The 21,208-nt window shown below is 40.7% G+C and carries 19 protein-coding genes; 7 read left to right on the plus strand and 12 right to left on the minus strand.

The window, feature by feature from the left end:
• Nucleotides 1-2,517, plus strand: a complete 2,517-nt coding sequence (locus tag EHR06_RS00195; RefSeq protein ID WP_135755172.1) for a circularly permuted type 2 ATP-grasp protein — start codon at nt 1-3, stop codon at nt 2,515-2,517.
• Nucleotides 2,510-3,415, plus strand: a complete 906-nt coding sequence (locus tag EHR06_RS00200) for a transglutaminase family protein (RefSeq protein ID WP_135755173.1) — start codon at nt 2,510-2,512, stop codon at nt 3,413-3,415. Before EHR06_RS00195 ends, EHR06_RS00200 begins: the two co-directional genes overlap by 8 nt.
• A 544-nt stretch (nt 3,416-3,959) precedes the next feature.
• On the opposite strand, the gene EHR06_RS00205 is transcribed toward EHR06_RS00200, so the two are convergent.
• Nucleotides 3,960-5,048, minus strand: coding sequence for an acyl-CoA desaturase (locus EHR06_RS00205; RefSeq protein WP_135755174.1), 1,089 nt, complete (start codon nt 5,046-5,048; stop codon nt 3,960-3,962).
• A 176-nt stretch (nt 5,049-5,224) separates the two neighbouring features.
• On the opposite strand from EHR06_RS00205, the gene pyrE reads away from it, so the two are divergent.
• Nucleotides 5,225-5,782, plus strand: a complete 558-nt coding sequence (pyrE, locus tag EHR06_RS00210; RefSeq protein ID WP_135755175.1) for an orotate phosphoribosyltransferase — start codon at nt 5,225-5,227, stop codon at nt 5,780-5,782.
• Nucleotides 5,782-6,501 (plus strand): hypothetical protein, encoded by a 720-nt coding sequence (locus tag EHR06_RS00215; RefSeq protein ID WP_135755176.1) that lies wholly within the window; start codon nt 5,782-5,784, stop codon nt 6,499-6,501. The genes pyrE and EHR06_RS00215 overlap by 1 nt, the downstream gene beginning before the upstream one ends.
• Here EHR06_RS00215 and EHR06_RS00220 read toward each other — a convergent pair.
• The 6 genes from EHR06_RS00220 to EHR06_RS00245 all read right to left on the minus strand — a co-directional run bounded on the left by EHR06_RS00220 (nt 6,488) and on the right by EHR06_RS00245 (nt 13,904).
• Complete coding sequence (locus EHR06_RS00220; protein WP_135755177.1) at nt 6,488-7,438, minus strand: hypothetical protein; 951 nt, start codon at nt 7,436-7,438, stop codon at nt 6,488-6,490. The two genes, EHR06_RS00215 and EHR06_RS00220, sit on opposite strands and share 14 nt — an antisense overlap.
• Before the next feature lie 49 nt (nt 7,439-7,487).
• On the minus strand, nt 7,488-9,995 hold the full coding sequence (locus EHR06_RS00225) for an FtsX-like permease family protein (RefSeq protein WP_135755178.1): 2,508 nt from the start codon (nt 9,993-9,995) through the stop codon (nt 7,488-7,490).
• Nucleotides 9,992-10,699 carry an ABC transporter ATP-binding protein gene (locus EHR06_RS00230; protein WP_135755179.1) on the minus strand — a complete coding sequence of 236 codons (708 nt, stop codon included), beginning with the start codon at nt 10,697-10,699 and terminating at the stop codon, nt 9,992-9,994. Before EHR06_RS00230 ends, EHR06_RS00225 begins: the two co-directional genes overlap by 4 nt.
• A gap of 232 nt (nt 10,700-10,931) precedes the next feature.
• Entirely contained in the window at nt 10,932-12,053 is a 1,122-nt protein-coding gene (locus EHR06_RS00235) for a SpoIID/LytB domain-containing protein (protein ID WP_135755180.1), read from the minus strand.
• A 60-nt stretch (nt 12,054-12,113) separates the two neighbouring features.
• Nucleotides 12,114-13,457, minus strand: a complete 1,344-nt coding sequence (locus EHR06_RS00240) for a class I SAM-dependent RNA methyltransferase (protein ID WP_135755181.1) — start codon at nt 13,455-13,457, stop codon at nt 12,114-12,116.
• 3 nt (nt 13,458-13,460) lie between these two features.
• A complete protein-coding gene (locus EHR06_RS00245) occupies nt 13,461-13,904 on the minus strand; it encodes a hypothetical protein (RefSeq protein ID WP_100707761.1) in 444 nt (147 codons plus the stop codon).
• Between EHR06_RS00245 and EHR06_RS00250 the strand changes: the two genes are divergently transcribed.
• Nucleotides 13,903-14,433 (plus strand): hypothetical protein, encoded by a 531-nt coding sequence (locus EHR06_RS00250; protein ID WP_135755182.1) that lies wholly within the window; start codon nt 13,903-13,905, stop codon nt 14,431-14,433. The two genes, EHR06_RS00245 and EHR06_RS00250, sit on opposite strands and share 2 nt — an antisense overlap.
• Nucleotides 14,434-14,438: 5 nt before the next feature.
• On the opposite strand, the gene EHR06_RS00255 is transcribed toward EHR06_RS00250, so the two are convergent.
• The 4 genes from EHR06_RS00255 to EHR06_RS00270 form a co-directional block, all read right to left on the minus strand.
• Nucleotides 14,439-15,311, minus strand: a complete 873-nt coding sequence (locus EHR06_RS00255; protein ID WP_135755183.1) for an alpha/beta hydrolase — start codon at nt 15,309-15,311, stop codon at nt 14,439-14,441.
• Nucleotides 15,277-17,313, minus strand: a complete 2,037-nt coding sequence (locus tag EHR06_RS00260; protein WP_135755184.1) for an Lnb N-terminal periplasmic domain-containing protein — start codon at nt 17,311-17,313, stop codon at nt 15,277-15,279. Before EHR06_RS00260 ends, EHR06_RS00255 begins: the two co-directional genes overlap by 35 nt.
• A 74-nt stretch (nt 17,314-17,387) precedes the next feature.
• Complete coding sequence (locus EHR06_RS00265; protein WP_008590522.1) at nt 17,388-17,867, minus strand: DUF3015 family protein; 480 nt, start codon at nt 17,865-17,867, stop codon at nt 17,388-17,390.
• An 11-nt stretch (nt 17,868-17,878) separates the two neighbouring features.
• Nucleotides 17,879-18,376, minus strand: a complete 498-nt coding sequence (locus EHR06_RS00270) for a DUF3015 family protein (RefSeq protein WP_135755185.1) — start codon at nt 18,374-18,376, stop codon at nt 17,879-17,881.
• 483 nt (nt 18,377-18,859) lie between these two features.
• On the opposite strand from EHR06_RS00270, the gene EHR06_RS00280 reads away from it, so the two are divergent.
• Together EHR06_RS00280 and EHR06_RS00285 are read left to right on the plus strand one after the other, a co-directional pair.
• Nucleotides 18,860-19,186: a TRL domain-containing protein gene (locus tag EHR06_RS00280; protein WP_135755187.1), complete on the plus strand. Its 327-nt coding sequence runs from the start codon at nt 18,860-18,862 to the stop codon at nt 19,184-19,186.
• A 162-nt stretch (nt 19,187-19,348) separates the two neighbouring features.
• A complete protein-coding gene (locus EHR06_RS00285) occupies nt 19,349-20,485 on the plus strand; it encodes a hypothetical protein (protein WP_208757719.1) in 1,137 nt (378 codons plus the stop codon).
• Between the two features lies 1 nt (nt 20,486).
• Here the strand turns inward: EHR06_RS00285 and EHR06_RS00290 are convergent, their stop codons facing one another.
• Entirely contained in the window at nt 20,487-21,140 is a 654-nt protein-coding gene (locus EHR06_RS00290) for a hypothetical protein (RefSeq protein ID WP_135755188.1), read from the minus strand.
• Nucleotides 21,141-21,208 lie beyond the last annotated feature (68 nt).

Genomic DNA, 21,208 nt, shown 5'->3' on the forward strand with positions numbered 1-21,208 from the left:
ATGAATCAGAGAACTTCCCAAGCAGCAAATCTTCTTTCCGGATATAAACCTGCTCCGGGAGTCTATGACGAGCTATGCCTCCCTGACGGAAAGTCCAGGGATAAATACGAATTTTTACTTCGCTCTTTAAATAATCTAGGCGGCGCAGAATTAAGAAGACGCAAAGAAGATAGTCTCCGTATCTTAAAAGAAAGCGGAGTAACGTATAATGTTTACGGGGATGAAAGAGAAAGAGTCTGGGGATTGGATCTTTTTCCTCTTCTCATGGACAGCAAAGAATGGGACGGGATAGAAAGAGGTCTCGCCCAAAGATCCGAACTACTTAATGAAATTCTAAAGGACATTTACGGTCCTAAAAGATCCTTATACGAAAAAAAGATCCCTCACGAAGTCCTATTCCAATCCGGCGGATTTTTAAGAGCCTGCGCTCCGGTTTATGATTTTACGAATTTCCGTTTAGCCTTTCTGGCGACGGATATCAGCCGGGACAGCCAGGGAAATTTTTATGTGATAGGAGATCGTGTTCAAGCACCTTCCGGTTCCGGATATGCTCTTGAAAATCGGATCGTTCTCTCTCGTATTTTTCCTTCTCTGTATAGAGACTCTCAAGTCCATAGAGTGGCTCTATATTTCAGAGCATTAAGAAGGACCTTAAATTCGTTTTCTTCCAATAAAGATAGAGAACCTCTTACGATTCTTCTGACTCCCGGACCCGGGAACGAAACCTATTTCGAGCATGCTTATCTTGCGGGTTATCTGGGATATATTTTGGCGCAAGCGGAAGACTTGACTGTTAGAGATAATAAGGTCTTTTTAAAAACGATAGAAGGTCTGCAGCAAGTAGATGTGATCTTTCGTCGTGTAGACGATTGGTACATGGACCCTCTGGAATTAAAGGGAGATTCTCTTTTGGGAGTTCCCGGTATTTTGGGTGCGGTGAGAGCAGGGAATGTCACTGTAGCAAATCCTATCGGTTCCGGATTCTTGGAAAATCGTGCGATCCATGCGTATCTTCCTAGTTTATGTAAATTTTATTTGGGAGAAGATCTGATCCTTCCGAATGTTCCGACTCTTTGGATGGGAGACGAAAATTCCCGCAAAGAAGTATTCTCTAATCCTCATAAATATACGATCAAACCGGCAATTCGTTCTCCTTTAGATCCTTCCGTATTTCTCTCTACTTTGAAAGAAAATGAAATGTTGGATCTAAGGACCAAGGTGGAGACAAGGCCGGAACGTTATGTTGCACAGGAAATACTAACCGGTTCCACATCTCCTATTTTTTCGGGAGATTCGGAAGAGCTACTGATAGGTAAGTCGGTCTTAAGAACATTCACTTGTCTTTCCGAGAACGGCTATACATGTATGCCTGGAGGACTTGTCCGAGTTTCTCCTAAGCCTGATGAACTTATCATTACCAACCAAAGAGGAGCCATCTCCAAAGATCTTTGGATCTTAGCTTCCGAAGAGAAGAAGGAGTTCAGTCTTCTGCCTGGACAGATCGGCAGGATGCCGATCAAAAGAAAAAGTTCCGGTATTCCGAGCAGGGTCGCAGACAATATGTTCTGGATGGGACGTTATGCGGAACGTGCAGAAAATATGTCCAGACTTCTAAGGGAAACTGTACACAAGATATTAGAAGCGGAAGAATCTTACGAAAAAGAACAATTCTCTATATTACTCGGGATCTTGGACCAACTTTCGGGATACAGCCTCGGGTTTTTCGAAACGAATGGATTAGATTCTTTGGATTCCATCCGGGAGAAAATATTCCAATTGGCGATATCTCCTTATTCTTCCGGAAGTATCCGCCACGATCTGAACTTTTTTGTGGGAAGCTCGAAGGCGGTTCGAGACAGGATCTCTGACGATACACGTTATTTGATCTCCAGATTAGAATCCGAAGCGCCTGGAAATTCAAGTTATGACGAAGTGTTGGAATACCTGCAAAAGCTTGTGAACCTCTTTGCTTCTCTCTCGGGACTTGCGAATGAAAGTATGAGTCGTGAAACCGGATATTTCTTCCTGGATATGGGAAAAAGATTGGAGAGAGCACAGTTTATAGCTAGGCTCTTACTTTCCACAATAGAAAGATCTTCCATACATAACAAAAGTATGTTCGAAAGTCTTTTGAATGTGAACGATATCCGGATCACTTACAGAAGACGTTATAAATATAGAATAGAAGCGGAATCGGTCGTGGACATTCTGATCTTCGACGAAAGTAATCCTAGATCACTCGCATTCCAGTTGGAAAGATTAAGAGAGAACACACTCTTCTCTTCTTCCGGAAAAGAAGAAGAAATTTCGGAAGAGATCCAAAGACTTACGGATGTTTTAGTTCGTTTCAGTGAAGAAGATGCAAAACGAATTTTCGAATACGCGGATCCTGCGGGCGGACTCCGCAGATGGCTGGAAGATATTCTTGCCCAATTAAAATCCGTCTCCGACGCAGTCGCCGCTAAATACTTCCGCTATGTGGAAAACCAAGTTAGATTGGGAGGACCTTATGGCTGAGTATTCGGTTCGTCACTTGACCCATTATACTTACGAAAAGGAAGTTTCTCATTGTTTGAATTTGGCTCATCTTTGTCCTACATCCAATGAGAGACAGATCTGTAGAGAGTTTAGGATAGAGATCCTTCCTAAACCTAAATATACCGAATTCAGAACCGATTATTTCGGGAACACAGTATATTCTTTCGCTGTGGAAACTCCTCATAATATCCTTTCTGTGACTGCGGAAGCAAAGGTTTTTACATCCGAACCTGAAAAGAAAAAAGACCAAGTCACGATCACCGCTTCCGAAATATTGCAAAAATTGAAAACTGTTACGGAAAAGGAAGATCTGGAGGCGATGGAATTCGTAGGAGATTCTTCTTTTGTAAGCCGCTCGATTTCCTATAAGAATTTTTTGGAAAAATACCTTCCGATGGATCGTCCTTATTTGGAATCCGTTTTGGAATATGTAAAAAGATTCAGAGAAGATTTTAAATTCAAAGCAGGAAGCACTAATATTTATACACCTCTGGATGAGGTCTTAGAAAAAAAAGAAGGGGTCTGCCAGGACTTCACTCATCTTTCCTTGGCTGCTTTCCGCTCTTTGGGTCTGCCTTGCAAATATGTTTCCGGTTATATAGAAACGTATCCTCCTCCAGGTAAACCTAAGTTAAGAGGAAGTGATGCAACCCATGCCTGGATCTCCGTATATTGTCCCGGACAAGGTTGGTTCGACTTTGATCCTACAAACGGAAAGGCAATCACGGACGAATACATTCATACTTCCGTAGGCAGGGATTTTTCGGATGTTTCTCCTTTGAAAGGAATTCTATTCGGTGGTGGAAAACACAAATTAAAAGTAGAAGTGGATGTTTCTCAGTTAGGAGATCCTAACGCGATCGGGAATCATATTTAAAATTACATGATATCACGCAGAGCCGCGGAGTCGCAGAGCGGGGGAGGATTTGTGACGATGGGCGTCCATTCCGAAAGCCTCTGTGAGCTTGGTGTGTTCTCCGCGTCTTAGCGTCTCTGCGTGAGAAATTGAATGTACTTGAATCTGACACACGGGCTGAAGTAAAAAAATAGCTTGGAATAAGTGAAAAATATTTCTTTCAGAACCCGCGAAGGATCGCAGCGTAAATCCGGCGATGCACCATGCGATAAGAGGAAAGAACTCGAATTTAAAAAGATGGAATGGTGCTTCGCTGATTGAAGCGAAGAGCCTGACCCGAGCGTGAAAAATAAAAAAGTCAGCGAAGTAAGGGTAATCGCGAGGGACGCGGCCTATGTTAAAAGAATGAGCTAAGTTTATTTTTTAAATGATGTAGGAGTTCCTACGCGGCGAGAGTTTCAATTATATTTGTTTTGTTGGAGTTCCAACACGCGGGAAACTGCGGTGGATTAAATGAAAAAAGCCCTCCCGAAGGAGGGCAATGGATCAGGTACTGGGAATAATATCAGACCGGAGCAAGATCTCCGGAAACGAATCTTTTCCAAGTGTTCAACGCCACTTTGTATTCCGACTCAGCTTCTTTAACTGCTTTCTTGCCTGCTTCTTCTTTCACAGATTTCAAATTGATCATTCTGGCTTGGCTTTCCTGAACGGAATTACGCAGAGCCTCTAATCTTTCTTCGAATCCTTGGTTTAAGGTTTGAGATTTTGCTTCTAGTTTTTCACGTAGAGCCTTCTCTTCCATCACCATTTTTTTACGCAGGATCTGTTCTTCAGAGATAGTCTTTCTATCGCTTGCTAAACCGAAGAATGCGAATGTATTGATGAGCCATTTGGTCGGATCGTAATCGAACCAACGAATACCGTTTCTGTAATCCGCTTGGAACTCATGGTGGAAGTTATGATAACCTTCGCCGAAAGTGAATAATGCGATGATCCAATTGTCCTTAGCGGTATGTTTACCGGAGAAAGGTTGATCTCCTTTATAATGTGCCAGGGAATTGATGAAGAATGTCATGTGGTGGTTGACCGCAATTCTTAAAGAACCTGCTAATAATAATCCGCCTAACGCATCTCCCCAAAGAGCACAAAGAAGGGTAGGGAAGATGAATCCCATGAAAATAGCGATCGGATAATAATGATCGTCTTGGAATTTCACCCATTTGTCTTCGTAAAGATCGTTTACGTTAACGGGGGTTCTATGATCTCTATTCTCGAATAACCAAAGAATATGAGCATACCAGAATCCTTTTGTGATCGCATAAGGATCTTCTTCCTTATCTACGAATCTGTGGTGGATCCTATGATCTGAACTCCATTCGATCACTGATTGTTGGAACGCGGCGGCTCCGAAAAGAATATAAAAAAGTTTTACCGGCAAAGAAGCTTTATAAGCTCTATGCGAAAACAGACGGTGGTATCCCCCGGTGATCGCTAACCCGGTTGCAGCGGTCATAAATAGATACACAAGCCATGTGTTTAATGGAATACCTCTGGTAAATAATAAGGCACCCGTCCCGATGACCCCGATGATCGGAGTCGCTATTAAGAAGATTGTGGTCTTCAACGCTAATTTCTTTTTCGTTTGTTCCATGTCGGTTTTTCCCGTCTTGGTTTTTCTGATAAGAGCGAAATCGGGGACCCAGGTTGCGAAAAAATTCGAAAATTTAGAATTTTTCCCCTCGGCTGCAATCCGGCTCAAAAATCTGTTTTTTCCTGAGGAGTTCCTACTATCATGGAATTCCGGGCGATGCCCGAGGGAGATCCGCTTTGAGGGAAGAATTATTTCAACTCATTCAAACCCACGCCTATCGTTTCCGAGAGGAACCGTTCACCCTGGCCAGTGGTAGAAAATCCAGGCATTATTTTAATTGTAAGGAAATCACTCTCCATCCTCAAAGATTAGAATTACTTTGTAAGTATATTGTGGAAAAACATCTGCCGGAATCCGGTCTGGACGGAGAAGAGGCATTCGGTGGTCTCACAATGGGAGCGGATCCTATCTGTTTCGGGATCTCTTTGGAATATAGAAAACAGTCCAAGAACGTATTCCCATTGATCGTGAGAAAACAAGCCAAGGACCATGGTACCAAAAATTTGGTAGAAGGCGGAGTAAACGCGGTCAAATCCTGTGTGGTCGTGGATGACGTGATCACTACCGGAGGTTCTACATTGCAAGCCATCAAAAGTTTGAGAGACGCCGGATTGGAAGTAACCGCATGTATCTGCATTTTGGACAGAGAAGAAGGCGGAAGAATTGCTATAGAAGAAGAAGGGATCAAAGTTTTCCCTTTATTTAAAAAATCCGAATTCGGAAGTTTAGACTAATGTCCGTATTTCAATATGATTCTCCCGTTTTTAAGAAAAAACTACTGATCCGCACAGGACTTGTGGTTTCAGTTTTTGTAATATTCATCGGGGTCAGTTTTGTTCAGGTGGAATTGGATAAAAGATCCGCATTTCTATCCATGTATTTGCTGCTCAGCGGGGTTCTGATACTTCTTCTTTTAAAAAATTACAGAAGACAGTTAAAAGTATTAGAAGGTGCTAAAGTAGAATTGGACTCTTCTTCCTTAAAACAATGGAACGCGAAAGGCCAATGTATGGAATTCGAATTCCGTGATCTGGAAAGTATCGAAAAAGATAGATTTAGAGGCTACGAAAGAATTCTACTCATCTCCAAACAAGGAACTTATATCCCTATTCTAAATTTAGAAAATATGGATCAGTTCTTAAGCGAACTAGAGAAGAAGTCCGGCAAAAAGGCAAAAGTTTTTGAAGAAGATACAAAAGTCCTAAGCTGGAAAACTCTTATCGCATTCCTGCCTTCTATAGGAGCTGCAATCGCTTTCGGAAGCGGATACTGGAAAGAAAAACAAGACGCACTCTTTATAGTATTCGTAGCGAATGCACTTTTGTTTATGATCTATTTTCCTAAAGATAGAATGGACACAGGATATTCCGCAAGAAGGAGATATATCTTTATCTTAGTGGTACTATTGATCGTTCTGCTCGCTAGATATTTCGAGTGGGTTAATTTTGGATAGATCCTGAATTGGTGATACCTTTCAGAATATTCATTTTTTTCTGAGCAAGTCTTCTAAGTTCGGTCATCTCTTCCGTAAAATTTTGTAAGATAGGATCCAGATGTACATGGTTTTCCATGGTCTGGACACTATCTCTTACATATTTTAGATCATCAAAGCTTACTAATTTTCCGCCCAGGATCAATTTACGCACGGTATCGAATTCGTATTTTCTCAAATGAATACGAACTAAAAACTCCACTGAAAATTTGGAGGTAAGTCTGGACCAGGGGCTTTTCGGATTAAATGCAACTTCATTAGACGCGACTGCGTCGGCTGCTCTTTTAAAACCTAAAGGAGAACCTCCACCTCCTCCTAAGGAAGTGATCTCATAATCCGGAATATCTCTGGCTACAGCGACCGGGGTCCCGTTTCTTTCCAATAACTCGGATAATACATTCCTGCGCCTATTATCATCGTAATCGTTTGGAGCTGCGGTAAGAACCCTTTGGTATTCTTCCAACATCACCGCGATATTGATAAACCTTCCCAAAGGAGTATTATTATGTTCTTTGATCTTAGGGAATAATTCGCGTGTGATCTGGAAGGGAGATTTTCTTTTATAATAGGTGGCCTCATAGGCCTTCTCCAATTTTTTTTCCGCAAAACCTTTCAGTTCGTTTACGATCCTTAGGTCCGCATAGATATAAGCGTCCACTCCCTGGTCTTGGTCCCTGGCACTTTTGGATTGTTCCGGGAGAACGATCTTGATGATAAAAATATACTTAGCTTCCCGGAGCATTTCCAGGACTTGTCGGATCTCATGCATATCCCTGGAAAAGAATGCGATCATATCTTTCAAAAAAGAATCGGAAGAAGGGATACGATTGTCTTCTTGCTGGTTGATCTTCTTGATCTCTTCCGCAAGTTCCAGGGCGATTTCCAGCTGAGTAGCCATTGAAGGAATAACTTACTTCCAGGCTAGTTAGGAATCAAGATAGTTTTCCTCATTCAGGACTGAGCTGAAAGCTCATTTTTCTCAATAAACGCAGAGGATAGATCGCGGAAATCCAGCCTAATATAGGTGCAAAAATTAGGATTAGGACCGGGGTTTCCGGCAAAAAGGAGAAGGTCAGAGTCCAGCCGAACGCGTTCTTATTCACCACATAAAGAATAATAGGGGACATGATGAGGGAAGAGATGATCCCGAAGAATGCCCCGAATCCGGTCAGATACACGGACTCCGTTTTTAAAATAATCCCAAGTTGATCCCCGGATGCTCCTAAATATTTTAGAAGCCCCAAGATCCTGCGCTTATCGTACAAAGTATGGACGAGAGAAGAAAGTAGAGAGATCACCGAGATCAGAATGGCCGTCGCCTTGAGCGAATCCAGGACCCTGAATACTTTATTGATCTCATATAGATAAATTTCCCTGAGTTGAGCGGAATCGAGTAGAATAAGATCCTTATATTCAGGATCCGACTTTAAAAAATCCGAAATTTTCTTTTTAGAATATTCTATTCCGGAAGCGTCAGAATGTTCTTTTTTTAAGAAAAGTTTAATAGAGTTCAAGGTCTTGAATTCGAAATTTTTTTCGTAGGAACGTACATCCATCATCACTGTTCCTTTTTCGGAGAAGAAGTGTTCCTTGATCCCTTTGATATGAAAATCCTTTTTGCCGAAAGGGGTTTGAGCTACCAGAACATCTCCCACTTTCAATTTTTTCAAATGGGCCATATTGGAAGAAATTAAAACATCCGTTTCTTCCTTTACCTCATTCTCTATTCTTTCCGGTTTATCTTGGTAGACTGAAAAATCATAAGCGTGAATAATAAAATTTCCTTTGTCCGTTTCAAAGGATGTATTCACTAAAAATCCGTCCAGATAAGAGCTAACTCCTAATTCTCTGATCTTTTCCGGAAGATCTTTAGGAACCCCGCCGTGGATACCCGAATGGAAGAACCGATCATTGATGATCGTAAAATCGGAAGGATATTCCGAATCCACCCAATCATTCAGAGATTTTTTATAACTGTCTGTCAGGATTGTCAGGCATAAAACCAAGGAAACCGCAAGCATTACGGTTGCAGCGGTTAAGGTATTTCTTCCAGGATTTTCTTTTAGTTCTTCCAGACCGATCCTGAAAAAGGGAAAACTTTTATCACTTCTATCCAGAATTTTAGAAACACCTGAACTGAATAAGGAAAGTAAATAAGGAAAAGCGAATGTGATCCCGATAGTCACACCTCCTACACCAAGTAAACCGGGCAGAGGCAGTTTCCAAGGAGAAGGAAGATTAGAAATTCCTAAAGAAGAAAAAAACAGGATCCCGCCATAAATCGCCAGTCTTGAATTCGGGATCTGTCTTTTTTCTTTTTGAGAATCTCGTAGTATGGAAAGGGGAGGGACTTTTCCCGCTCGTATCGCAGGATAAACGGAAGAAATAACCGAACCCAAAATTCCAAGTCCTGCAGCAAGACCTAGATCAGAAAGGGAAATTGAACTGTAAGTGGATAATAGATTTTTATCCACAAGCCCTGACTCAGGACGGAAAAAATCCAGACCGGAGAAGAATATTCCGAATACTATTCCTAAAACTGTGCCAATACTCCCGAGCAATACTGATTGGCTTAAAAAAAGAAAAATAGAGGATTTTACATCCAATCCTAGAGTTCTTAAGATCCCCAATTCTCTTTCTCTACTCAAATACAGACCGGTCATAGTATTTGAAACCATGAAGAATGCGATCAGAAGTGAGATAAAAGAAATGATCAAAAGGTTTAACTGGAAAGAACGAAGAGCATTTGCGGATTTTTCTTGGATCTCTTCCGAAGTTTCTATTTTTACCTTAGCTCCTAAGATCTTTTGTAAATTTTCTTTCGTTTGAGAAAGATTCAGGTCAGAGGATTTCAAAAGAAGATAATCCGCTCCGTTTATATCTGAAAATTTTTCTTGGATCAGAGAAATGTCTTCAATGATCAAAAAGCCGCCTTCCATTTCTACCGGGATATAATCCTTAAACTCCCAGTTTTTTCCATTCAGAAGTAGGGTAAATGGGTCGCCTTCGAATTTTTCCGCTAAGGATTTGGATACATACGTTTTTTCTAATGGACCGGAGCCGTCCGAGCCTGTATTTTCTTTTAAAGGGATTCCTAAATGTTCTTTGGTCAGGTCCATTCCCATATAAAGAACTCTTAGATTGTCCGAAGAAATTCCCTCCTGCTGTATCCTAGGCCGTATTGCGGAAATATTTCTTAGATCCCGATGAGAATGTATTTCGGAAAGAATTTGCCAGTCCAGACTTTGGCCCGGTCTAGTCGGAGAAATTTTTAAATTAAAATCACCTTTTAAATATCCCATGGAAAAATCGACTAGAGACTTTTCCGCCTTGTTTGCATTGCTTGTGGTGGATAAAAAGAGGCCCACGCCCAAGGAAATTCCTAAAAGTGCAAATATGAATCTGGGAAGATGGGTCTTAAAATATTCGTATAAGAATAAGAAGTATAAATTCATACAAGATCCAAGGCGGGATTTTGTTCCGGCAAGATGAGTCCGTCTTTCATTTTAAGCCGGACTTTTCCTTTTTCCCCGATCTCTCTATCATGAGTGACTATGAATAAAGAGAACTTTTCCTTCTCTTGTAATTCCAATAGAAGTTCCAAAATTTTATGAGCATGGTAGGTATCTAAATTTCCGGTAGGCTCATCCGCTAAAACGATACTTGGTCGTTTTGCAAGCGCTCTTGCGATCGCAACTCTCTGTTGTTCACCGCCGGAAAGTTCATCCGGTTTATGCTTAAATCTATGAGTGAGATCAACTTTCTCCAAGGCTTCTTTTGCGATCTCTCTCGCTTTTGATTTTCCTAAACCTGAGATATAAAGAGGTAAGGCCACGTTTTCCAAGGCGCTTAGGTAAGGAAGAAGGTGAAAGAATTGGAAGATGATCCCGGTTTCGTTCCTGCGATATTCCGTAAGTTCCTGTTCCGTAAAATTGTTTAGGTTTTTGCCGCCGATCCAAACTTCTCCTGAATCTGCTTGGTCGATCCCGGATAGAATATTCAAAAATGTGGATTTACCGGAACCGGATGGGCCCATCAAAGTTAAAAAAGTATCAGCAACCTCTAGGTTGATCCCTTTTAGGACCGGTACGTTTTGTTTTCCGTTACTATAAGACTTGGTTAGATTTTTGATTAGGATCTTGTTTGTCGAATTCGACATGATCCTATTTTGTTTTCTTTATGCCAAGAAGCAAGGTAATATTCACGCAGAGGCGCAAAGACGCGGAGATAAAGGGACCACGGAGTTGAGTAGCTAAGATCTCCAAGGACTTCGAATTGTAGGAATTCCAACACCGCATATAAAAACCTTCCCGGCTTCTCTCCGCGGCTCAGCGGCTCAGCGTGGGAATCTTTGCAGCCCTGTGTTCTCAGTGCGCGAAACTCCGAGTCTCTTACCTAGTGATCCTTGCGAATTCAATTCCTTGGTAATAATGACGGATAATCTCTGCGTAGGTAAAATTTTGTTTCGCCATACCGAAACTTCCCCATTGACTTAGGCCCACACCATGACCTGCACCCATACCCTTGATCAAAAATCCTTCACTTTCTCTTTTGATACCGAAACGAAGAGACTTCACCGAAGTTCCAAGTAAGCTGCGGAATTCTTTTCCTTTAATTTTAGAAGTTCCTTGTTTACCGATCACTTCTAAAAGATCCACTCTACCGGAAGGAGTTCTGGAAAGAACTTGGACGGATTGGATAGAACCCACACCTAAGGAAGAAAGGGTCTGGTCCATTTTATCTTGGTTTAAAATTTCTTTCCAAACGAAATTATCGCCGGCCTCATCGAATCTGGAAGGAACGGATTCTAAATAAGGAAGTCTTTTTCCTCCCCAAACTTGGTCAGGAGTTTCGGTCCTTCCCCCGCTATTGGAATGAAAGAACATATGGATAGGATCATCTTCATAAACCGCGAGAACACCTTCCGTATCACGGACTGCTTGGGTGGTTCTTGGATTTTCTTTCACCATACCGGAGTAAGCTTGTGAATTCACGGTGGATTCCACATCATAAGCGGTATCTTTTTTATTCAGGATCTCTCTGATCGCATACGTTCTGGAACAGATCGCCTGAGCTTTTAAAGCCTCGGTCGGCCAGCCTGCAGGAACTTCTGATGGAACAACTGAATACAAATATTCTTCTAATGGAACTCTATTGATGAGTAGAACGTTGCCATTCTTATCAGGCTGGAGTAAAATTTCTCCTCTGAACTTTCTTCCCTTATATTCCAAACCTGGATTGTCCGCTACGAAACGGATCGGAGCTTTCAATTTTTTAGCGTCCAAAGAGATCGCATCGTAAGCACGTTTGATCAGAAGATCATTCACATCATATACGAAAATTACTCCATCCGCTTTGATCATCAGATCGGACTCAGCCTTTCCTAAAAAGACTCTGATCTTTTCGGAAGTTTTGAGAGCATTCGGAGCATTCCAAGGACGGATGATGACTGTATTACAACCCCAAACCGCTAAAATTAAGAATGATAGAATGATAATAGAAAATCGTTTCATGGGCACCTGTCGGTTTCGTATACCTTTGGTACTTACTATCGAAGGAAAATCGGATTCCCTTCAGCGATTTTTAGGGGAGAAGATGGATACTGCTTCCAAATGAGGGGTCTGAGGGAACGGATCGCAGAGTAGGAACTCCTCCATTTGATAGGATTCTTCCAAAATTCGGGCGTCTCTTAAAAGGTTTTCAGGATTACAGGAAATATAGATCAACTGGGAAACAGGGTTAGAATTTAAAAAGGCGCATAATTCGGGAGAAAGGCCGCTCCTGGGAGGATCTGCGATCACTACAGAATCCTTCCAAGGAAGATCCGCTGAGGACATTTTCTCCAAACCCTTTTTATGAAATAGATCAAATGCCAGAAATTCTATTTTTTTATCCGGGAAAATATCCTGCAGGAACTCCTCACCCGCTGATACGGAAGAAGATATAATATCTATCCCTAATATCCTGGAAAAATTTTCCCCGAATAGAATGGAGAAAAATCCACTCCCGCAGAAAAGATCCGCAAGATTTTCTGCCGGTTTAATTTTAGATTTGATAAATTCTAAAATTTTAATGAACTCTTTAGGGTTCGGTTGGAAGAAACCGTCAAAAGGAATTTTGAATTTTTTACCCCAGATCTCTTCTATCAGATAAATATTTCCTCGGATAGCGATCGCTTCTCCTGAGGCGGAAATTTCTCCCTTTTTGCGGTTAAAACAGAATACTATATTTTTGGCGCTTAGGATCTCCTTTGCTTTTTCCGCAACTTCATTCATCAGAACGTCATTTTTGAAATCTTCCGTGAATGTAAGAATACTCATGGAGTCATCATTGAATACCGATTTGCGAAGAGTGAAGTATTTCAAATAACCTGTTTCTTTTTTGCGGTCATATTCCAATTCAGGAAAACATTCCAAAAGTTTCTGGAATAAAGGCATTTCGGAATTTGCCCAATCGGATTGGATAGAACAATTTCCTATGGGTACAATCCTTCTGAAATTTCCGGACATTCTTAAGCCGACGACTCTCCCAGGAAAGACCGCAAAGTCCATACGGTTTCTGTAAGAATAGGAAGAGTCCGCGGGAGATAGTCCTTTATGGACCGGATTAAAATTTTCTAATCCTTTTAAGATCGGCCCGGATGTTAATTTGAATTGGTCTGGATAGGGGAGGTGTTGGCCGGAACATCCGCCGCATTCTCCGAAACTTGGACACTTGGGAGAAGAAGCCCTCTTTTCTAAATGAGTAGGGTTCCATTTATAGAAAACTTTTCTTTTTCCGAATTTGTACACATCGTATACGTCTCCCGGAAGAGAATAAGGGATTTCTATTTTTCTTTTTCCTAATGTACCTTCTCCTCTTAGGTTGGGCAGAAGGTTTTCAATTTCTAAAACTCCGAAAGGTTCCTGATCAAACATGAATTAAGGACGAATGTCTATATTCTCCAGGCCTTGATTCGTAAATATTTCTTCGTACTTGCTGATATAAGGAGCTTCTTTTTCGATCCTTTCTTCGATTGCCATAGAAGCAACACCGGTTTCTCCGTATTCTTGGAGGAAATCTCTTCTGGCCATTCTGTGGATTAGCTCATCCCAGAATAATTCATTATCGTAATCGGAGATGATATCGAATATATCGGTCTGGTCTTCGAATTTGCGGGTGGGGAAGTAGACATTATCCGCGGCATCATAGTCTACGAATTCCTGCTTCCCAAAATCTTTTGCAAAGGAAAGTATGTATTGCTCGAGTTCGGCGTAGGAATTTAATTCCTCGTCACCTTCGTTAAAAGCATTGATCATCCAACTGGAAATCGCGATGGATTTTAGTAAGGTTTCGTACTGCTCGGGTGTGAACTCAATTTTCATGAAAAATCCTCGAATTAAGGTCAATTTTAACCGGAGAGCCCAAGGAGCTACCAGATTTTTTCAGAGTATTGCTCGCTTTCGAACCTTCTTACTTTCTATTTGCCTGATTTTAGGGTTAACTTTTTGCACAAGCACTCAGAGATTCGACCAACTTAAAAAAGTAAAAGAAGACAAGGCACTTTTGTATGTGCTTAGACCTCAGAGACAGGCTCAGTCTTTATTCTCTTTTGCAGTAGAATTGTATAAATATCCGGGATCTTTCAAAGAAGGGAATCGTGTCTTATTCCAAAACTTCGGATTGGATTCGGGAGAATATAGAACCTTGGAGTTATCTCCCGGAGTTTATGCGCTGAAATGTAGAGATTTCGAAAAAGTATTTTTTGCGAAAGAAGGTAAGATCTCATTCTTATCCATAGAACTTTATAATACCGGAAACTTCTCTTTGCCGGAACTATTTATCCAAGAATCCAAACCGGAAGATGCACTAAGATCTTTATTAGAAGGTAAAAGAATGTTTTGGATCCCTTAGGAGAACTAAGGAGTCCAATGAGAGATCAGTTCTTCCAGGAATTTTACGAAATTTTTGGCGCCTTTAGACCTTCCCATTTCCATCCAATCTAAATGTCCTCCACCCTTGATTTCCCAGAAAATTTTAGGATCTTTTGCTTTTTGAAAAAGTTCCATCCCGTTCGGATAGGAAACGATCCGGTCATCCGTTCCATGAACGACCAAAAGTTTTACGGGAGAAATTTGATCCGCTACTTCTCCAGGGCTTAAATGATCGGAGAAGAAGAATCCGACCAATTGTCCTACCGGAAAGAAAAACACCTTCTCCGCCACGGTTTTCGCCACATGAGAATAATACGCGAAAGTTCCGTCACCTACAACCAGTAACAGTCCTTCTTTGTTTTGCATTTCTCCTACCGATCTGATTGCAAGCGCTCCCCCCATACTTTGTCCGTAAACGATCCAAGGGATTCCGAGTTCTTTCGCTCTATTTTGTTCGAATTTCAGAACTTCTTTAGAATCTTCTAATATAGATTCCTTCTCCGCTTCTCCTTCGGAATCTCCGTAACCTCTATAGTCCCATATCACTAATTCGTAGCCTTTTTCCACCAGCCAAACAAGACTGATATAATGGCTGGACATATTATCACCATTCCCATGGAACTGAAGGATGGTCGCCTTGGCTTTCCCTTTAGAAGGTTTGAAGATCCAAACTTTGATGTTCGTTCCATCTTTCATTTGAAGAGAAATTTTTTCGGGTTGGAATCCCATTTTTTCAGGAGGGATATACATTTCTCTCGTAGGATAAAATAACATAGAGGAGCAGTTGCCAAAAAATAGGAAAAGAAGAATGGAAAGGATATATTTAAAATTGATACACATAGGAGAAGCTGGCTTCATTATAATTCCTTTGGGCTTTCGCCTCTAATCTCAATTCATGATTTCTATGGATCGCATAACGAAATCCTAATTGTGCCTTGTAATCATCCGGGATTCCGTAAATCGAAAAAGTATAATAATGCAGGGAAAGCACCGCTTTGAAAGAATCGAAATTTGCGATCCAATAAGCCGCGATTTGAGGAGCCACTACCGCATTCGTATCGTATTTGCCGTTATATCTTACTTTTGCCCCCGCTTGAGCGGAGAATAAAAAACGTTTCGGTCCTTCCGAAAATTGGTCCTGAAAACTATAACCTAAGGTGGTTTCTATATTAGCATTTGTGACTCTTTCATATTTTTCCGATCTAGAAATTTCATCCAATCTGTAAAGTGTATATGATAGATCTTCTGGGCGAAGGATTGCCTGCCATTCTAGAAGTTTTTTATCTTCTTTATTTCCCTTTTTTTCATACACGGAGGAGTCGGCTCCTGAATCCACAAAATACGAAACGGAACGACCCAATGAATTATAAGGAGTCAAGGAAAGAAGCCGGATCAAATGAAATTCTTCCAAATGAAGTTTTTTAGAGTCTTGGTAATATCTCGCCTTGAGAGAAAAATAATCCACGGAAGAATTCGGGATATAACCTTGGTCAGTATTCAAAAGATCATGAACTGCTGCTCTATAACCGAAGCCTATAAAATTTCCCAGGTTGGATGTTCCGACTTCATTATACAAAGCGGAACTTCCGTGGCCCATATGAGGGCTTTGGGTGATCGGAGAATATCCGGAATCTTCATAGTCGGTTGGAAGTTTACTTCTGAATAAGAGTAATTGTTTATAAGTTTGGTCCCACTCTTTAGGAGAATCTCCTTCCGCTTTTTTATAACGAAAAGAATCCAGGATCGTGTCCGAAAGAAAAGAAGTCCTGATCTTGGGATCCGGTTCCCTGCTTGTCAAAAGGGAAATATTCCCGTTCTTCATTACATTTTCGTAAATGTCCTTTTCGTCCTCGTTCATTTTCCTGAGTTTTTGTATAATTTTACTATGTAAAGAAGGTCTATATTTTATATCTTTTACAAGACCTTCCTGCTCTATATATTTTTTAACAGTATCTCCCGGGATCACGAACGGAGCCTTATCCCTGAGATGAAGGCTTGGTCTTGCTACTTCTATCAAAGAAAATAGATGATAAGAACAGTTCTCGTCTAAAAAATAATAATCGAATGTGGCGGCTCCTAATTCCCAGAGATGCCTCGTCATTCTTCTAACTTCTTCCTCTTTTAGATCCAGTTCGTATTCCCAAAGATCTCTGCTTTCGATATCATTATATTCCGCTATTTTTACATAGTATGGATATAAGGAGAATGTTCCCGGATACCCGCCGAATAGGCCTAAAATGGAATAAACGATCGCGTTTGTAGATTCTGGATCTGCGTTTGCCGCGTAGTTCACTGAATATTCTAAAATTTCCTTTCGATGGAGATCTCCCGAATCTATTTTTAAGAGAGTATGACCAAAAATAGAAGCAGGAGCGTTCATATAATAAGAAGCGAATATGATTTTTGCACCTTTAGGGTTCAAAGTTGCGAACCATTTTTCGAATCTTCCGCAATCTACTTTTGCGAAATCGGAATCAGGGATGGAAAGTTTTTCTTGGATCCATCTTTTTCTTTCGGGGAATTTACATGCAGGATGCATCCAATTTTCTTCTTCCGGAGGAGGGGATATGTCCGTCATAAATGTTTGGATTGAACCTAGCAGCTCTTCTTCCGGATTTTTTCGTCCTTCTCCGGAAAGAAAAAAAGAGGAAGAGTCCGCTTCGCTTACCCAGTTCCCGAATGTGGTTTTAGTATAATGTAATAGAAGGATCCAGTATCTATCTTCCCAAAGTTTTTTGGTCCGGGCCAATTTTTGGTATTCCTGGATCTTTTCAGTGCTCGTCGCATAAACAGAGCTAAAAGTCCCGAAGATAGAAAATAGAATAAATATTATAAAAAGAGAATGGGACTTAGCTGGCACTTATAGTTTTAGATTTGTAGAATATTCCCTTCTCCTTTCGGAGAAGGGAATAGGACCTTATTTAAAAGGAGTGATCAGATTTTGCAACTTCCGACTAGAGCGGAGTTGTTTGCTACTTCGAATCTCATTTTTTCCAAAAAGGAATCCGGAGTGTTTTGGTCGAAAAGTGCGGAGAACTTCTCCTTTCCTACTTTTCCGAAAGTTCCCATATCGGAACAACCCATCAATGAAGCAAAAGCTTCCATTTTTTCACCGGAACCTTTTGCAAATTCCTGCTCCAAAGATTGGAAGTTCATGTGAACGAAGATCTGTTGCTCGGCTTGTTTTTGGGTAAACCCGCTGGTCTCACAACCTAAAGTTCCTGTGGAAATCCCGAAAGTTTGGTTTCCAAGAGTTCCGTTTACGGTTGCGGCGATCACTTGGTGAACTTTTTTGTTCTCGGTGATTACGATAGAACCAAGACCACATCCTGCAGCGCCGTGTTTAGCGGAAGCTACGTAAAGTGGAGAAGCTACTAAAGCGAGAAATAGAGATACTGCTAATATTCTTTTCATGAGTTATCTCCTTAAATTTTGCAGCTCTTAGAGAGTACTGCGTCTTTTCTGATCCCGTCTTTTACCGCGCTTAGTAAAGAAGAAGGAGTGGTTTCTTGGGTATACAATGCGTCGAAATTGGACTTAGTATATTCTCCCAATTGTACAGTTCCGTTTGTGGAGCAGCCCAGAAGTCCTGAAAGTGCTTCTAATTTTTCTCCTTTTCCTTTTGCCATTTCAACTTCCAAAGAATTGAAATTGAGGGAAACAAATACTTCTTGTACTTTTTCTTTATGGACTAATCCATCAGTAGCGCATCCCAAAGTTCCGGTAGTGATCCCGAAAGTTTGGTTACCTGAAACAACACCGTTTGTGGTAGCCGCTAAAAGTTGGTGGCCGCCTTTATTTTCCTTAAAAATCAAAGATCCAAGCCCGCAACCAGCTACACCATAGTCTGCGGCAGTGACTGAAATTCCCGAGGACAAGCAGAGTAAACCGACTAATCCTATCGATAGAAGTTCCTTTTTCATAAATGAACCTCTCCTTCCTTTTTTAATCGGAAAATATAAAATTCCTTCGAACGGATATGTCAACCAGAATTAGAGAAAACACATCAATTGCCTTCGTGATAACGGAAAAGTTCTCTCTTTGGAAAGAATTTTTTGCTTTGTGGTTTGTTTACTCGCAAAATCACGGATAATCGGAAAAATTTTTAAAAGCCTCTGTCCGTGTTTGCGGAAAATTCGGATAAAACTTTTCGTATGATTTTTGTCTCCCATTTAGAATACTATATTTGTAGTTTTTTTGTTATTTTTCTTTTTTTAAATCTTGACTCGAATCTTCTCAAAAAGATGATCCTCTCTTGAGTTTTTGCCTTCTAAAAATTTCTAAAGAAGGTATGACGTTCCTTTCTTATGTATTTTTATCTTGCCGAAAAATTTTCGGATCTAAACATCACGCAAAACTAAGCGAAAATAAACAAAAAAGTAATATAGTACACGGAGATAGATTCAATGAGAAAAATCATGTTATTAGCTGCGGCATTAGTATTTGCTTCTGTTGCCAGTAATTGTGCTGTCGTTTACGGATCTCTTTATACAAACGTAACCGAAAATGCGACCATCTTCAACAGAGACAACTCTCAAAAAGACGGAATCGGCGAGAAATCAGGAGAAGCTTGTGCATCTTCTATTTTAGGGCTGATCGCTACTGGTGATGCAGGTATTAAAGCTGCTGCTAAAAAAGGTGGGATCAAAATAGTTAAATCCATCGATTCCAACAGATCCAACGTTCTTGGATCCGTTTACGTTTCTGAATGTACGATAGCTTACGGAGATTAATCATCTCTTAGTTCGTTTTGTAACGAACAAAACTATCTGTGTTTCCGATTTGATCCATTCGGATCATCTAGGAGAAACGGTTTTTAAGGGTCGCGTAAATTTTAATTTTATGCGGCCTTTTTTATATTTCCTAAATTTTCTCCCTTCGTATTTCCTTCTTAGATGAGATCCAAAAATATGATCCGCTTCGGTTCTAGAATTTTTTTATTATTTTCTATATTCGCTTTTTCTAACTTTTGCAGCGGAAGGGCGGACGGAGACCTAAAGGTTTCCGATCCGGGCCCGGAAATGAAAAAGGTTTCCTGCGATACTCCTGCATATAGGGTCAAAAATCTTTGCGAAGATGAAAAGGCGTACTTGGATTGGGCCTCCAAGTCGTATCCTGAATTGGATTCATTGGACAAATTAACCGAGGAGAATCTTTTAAAAGTTTCAGATGAGACTGATGATATAGATAAGGGTGCCGCGATTTTTTATCACAGGATCATCAATGATCCGAATAATAAAAAATTCCTGGAGTATTTGGATAAGAAGGAAAAAGAATTTGCCCAAAAACGCCCCGACTTTTCTTCCAAAAAGATAGTACTCGTAATGGTGCCTGGAATGTTCTATGCGGATAATCCGAGCGTGGGGGCGGACGGTGCATCTATCCGCAAGATGGTGGCTTCCGTCGGAATTCGTTCCGATCTGATCCCGATCGGACAGGTTGGCGATGTGCGCGAAAATGCAAAGATCATCTGCGAATACTTAGAAGTTTCAAATCCGGAAGAAACAATGATTATTGCATCCCCGAGCAAGGGTTCTTCCGATTTTAGGATGGCTATCGAAAGATGTGGGAACGAGCCCTATTTTAAAAAGGTCAAGGGCTGGTATAGTATAGGCGGGATCTTAAAAGGTTCTAGAATGATAGAAGGGATCCTGAATGATTTTTGGACCAAGCTGGAAGTTAGAAGTTATTTTTTCTTCAAAGGTTATAATTGGGACGGATTTTTATCCATACGGAAGGGACAAGATGCTCCTTTAGATAAGGATTGGAAACTTCCTGCCGGGATCAAAATGATCAATTTGGTGGGAGTTCCTCTGTTCCGTCACGTTACGGAAAGAGCCCGTCCATATTATAATTTTTTAATGAATTACGGTCCGAATGACGGAATTATTCTTTTGTCTGATTCTATCCATCCTGGCAGCCTGGTATATCCTTCCTTTCGGAATGATCATTATTTTACCAGGCCTATGCCTCAAGAAAGGATACTTGCTATGATAGAATATCTTTTGGACCCTAAGGCTCCCGCACTTTAAGTTATAGTTTAGAGGAATGTAGATCCGATTCGAATTGATCGATTACTGCCTGGTATGCTTCCGTTTCAGTGGGATATATATAGTTTAACCAAAGAACAGGAAGAGTCAGTATCCAAATGAATGTCTTTCTCGTGATCTGATATTCGAATGTTCTCCAGACTGAATCGTCCTTATATACAGTAAATGTAATATTGGCCCCATCCTGACCGATATAAGCGGGAACTATGGTGAATGTCGCATAGGCTAAGTATAAAAATATCATCGATGATAAGGACGGGTCCTTTTGAAAGGATTTCATATCTATATAATATCCTTTTTTAGGCGGATAATTTTCGATCTCTACCCAACCTTTTTCGCTCAATGCTTTTCTTACGTCCGGCTCACTTCTGCTTATTCCCGGAAATCTGCTGATCAAAAATTGAATCTTGTTCTTCCTGTCTATGGGAGGTTTTCCGGGATTTACTTCTCTCCAGCCTCTACCTAGTAATTCTTTTCTTCTTTCCTCTGGATCCCATTCTTTAGGGTCCCTTACGCTGAAATAGATAGCAGGTTTCTCCGGGGCAGAAGTTTTGCCCTTTGTAGGAAAATCTGCATAACTAATGATACAATTCGGGAAATATAGAAAAAAAAATAGAATATAGCAATGGGGTTTCATGCAAGTTATGTGTCTTTTTCGATACAGAAATGATTGAAATTGTACCGGTTAAAGAGGCAAGGATTTTA

Origin of the sequence: Leptospira dzoumogneensis (genome assembly GCF_004770895.1) — a bacterium.
GTDB lineage: Bacteria > Spirochaetota > Leptospiria > Leptospirales > Leptospiraceae > Leptospira_B > Leptospira_B dzoumogneensis.

Excerpts from the sequence above, each read along its gene's own strand:
- EHR06_RS00215 (WP_135755176.1), top strand. The coding sequence starts at position 5,782 with ATGTCCGTATTTCAATATGATTCTCCCGTTTTTAAGAAAAAACTACTG.
- EHR06_RS00245 (WP_100707761.1), bottom strand. The coding sequence starts at position 13,904 with ATGAAAATTGAGTTCACACCCGAGCAGTACGAAACCTTACTAAAATCC.
- EHR06_RS00255 (WP_135755183.1), bottom strand. The coding sequence starts at position 15,311 with ATGAAGCCAGCTTCTCCTATGTGTATCAATTTTAAATATATCCTTTCC.
- EHR06_RS00265 (WP_008590522.1), bottom strand. The coding sequence starts at position 17,867 with ATGAAAAGAATATTAGCAGTATCTCTATTTCTCGCTTTAGTAGCTTCT.
- EHR06_RS00280 (WP_135755187.1), top strand. The coding sequence starts at position 18,860 with ATGAGAAAAATCATGTTATTAGCTGCGGCATTAGTATTTGCTTCTGTT.
- EHR06_RS00290 (WP_135755188.1), bottom strand. The coding sequence starts at position 21,140 with ATGAAACCCCATTGCTATATTCTATTTTTTTTTCTATATTTCCCGAAT.
- EHR06_RS00285 (WP_208757719.1), top strand. The coding sequence starts at position 19,349 with ATGAGATCCAAAAATATGATCCGCTTCGGTTCTAGAATTTTTTTATTA.
- EHR06_RS00250 (WP_135755182.1), top strand. The coding sequence starts at position 13,903 with ATGAAAAATCCTCGAATTAAGGTCAATTTTAACCGGAGAGCCCAAGGA.
- EHR06_RS00235 (WP_135755180.1), bottom strand. The coding sequence starts at position 12,053 with ATGAAACGATTTTCTATTATCATTCTATCATTCTTAATTTTAGCGGTT.
- EHR06_RS00220 (WP_135755177.1), bottom strand. The coding sequence starts at position 7,438 with ATGGCTACTCAGCTGGAAATCGCCCTGGAACTTGCGGAAGAGATCAAG.
- EHR06_RS00205 (WP_135755174.1), bottom strand. The coding sequence starts at position 5,048 with ATGGAACAAACGAAAAAGAAATTAGCGTTGAAGACCACAATCTTCTTA.
- EHR06_RS00200 (WP_135755173.1), top strand. The coding sequence starts at position 2,510 with ATGGCTGAGTATTCGGTTCGTCACTTGACCCATTATACTTACGAAAAG.
- EHR06_RS00225 (WP_135755178.1), bottom strand. The coding sequence starts at position 9,995 with ATGAATTTATACTTCTTATTCTTATACGAATATTTTAAGACCCATCTT.
- EHR06_RS00240 (WP_135755181.1), bottom strand. The coding sequence starts at position 13,457 with ATGTTTGATCAGGAACCTTTCGGAGTTTTAGAAATTGAAAACCTTCTG.
- EHR06_RS00270 (WP_135755185.1), bottom strand. The coding sequence starts at position 18,376 with ATGAAAAAGGAACTTCTATCGATAGGATTAGTCGGTTTACTCTGCTTG.
- EHR06_RS00195 (WP_135755172.1), top strand. The coding sequence starts at position 1 with ATGAATCAGAGAACTTCCCAAGCAGCAAATCTTCTTTCCGGATATAAA.
- EHR06_RS00230 (WP_135755179.1), bottom strand. The coding sequence starts at position 10,699 with ATGTCGAATTCGACAAACAAGATCCTAATCAAAAATCTAACCAAGTCT.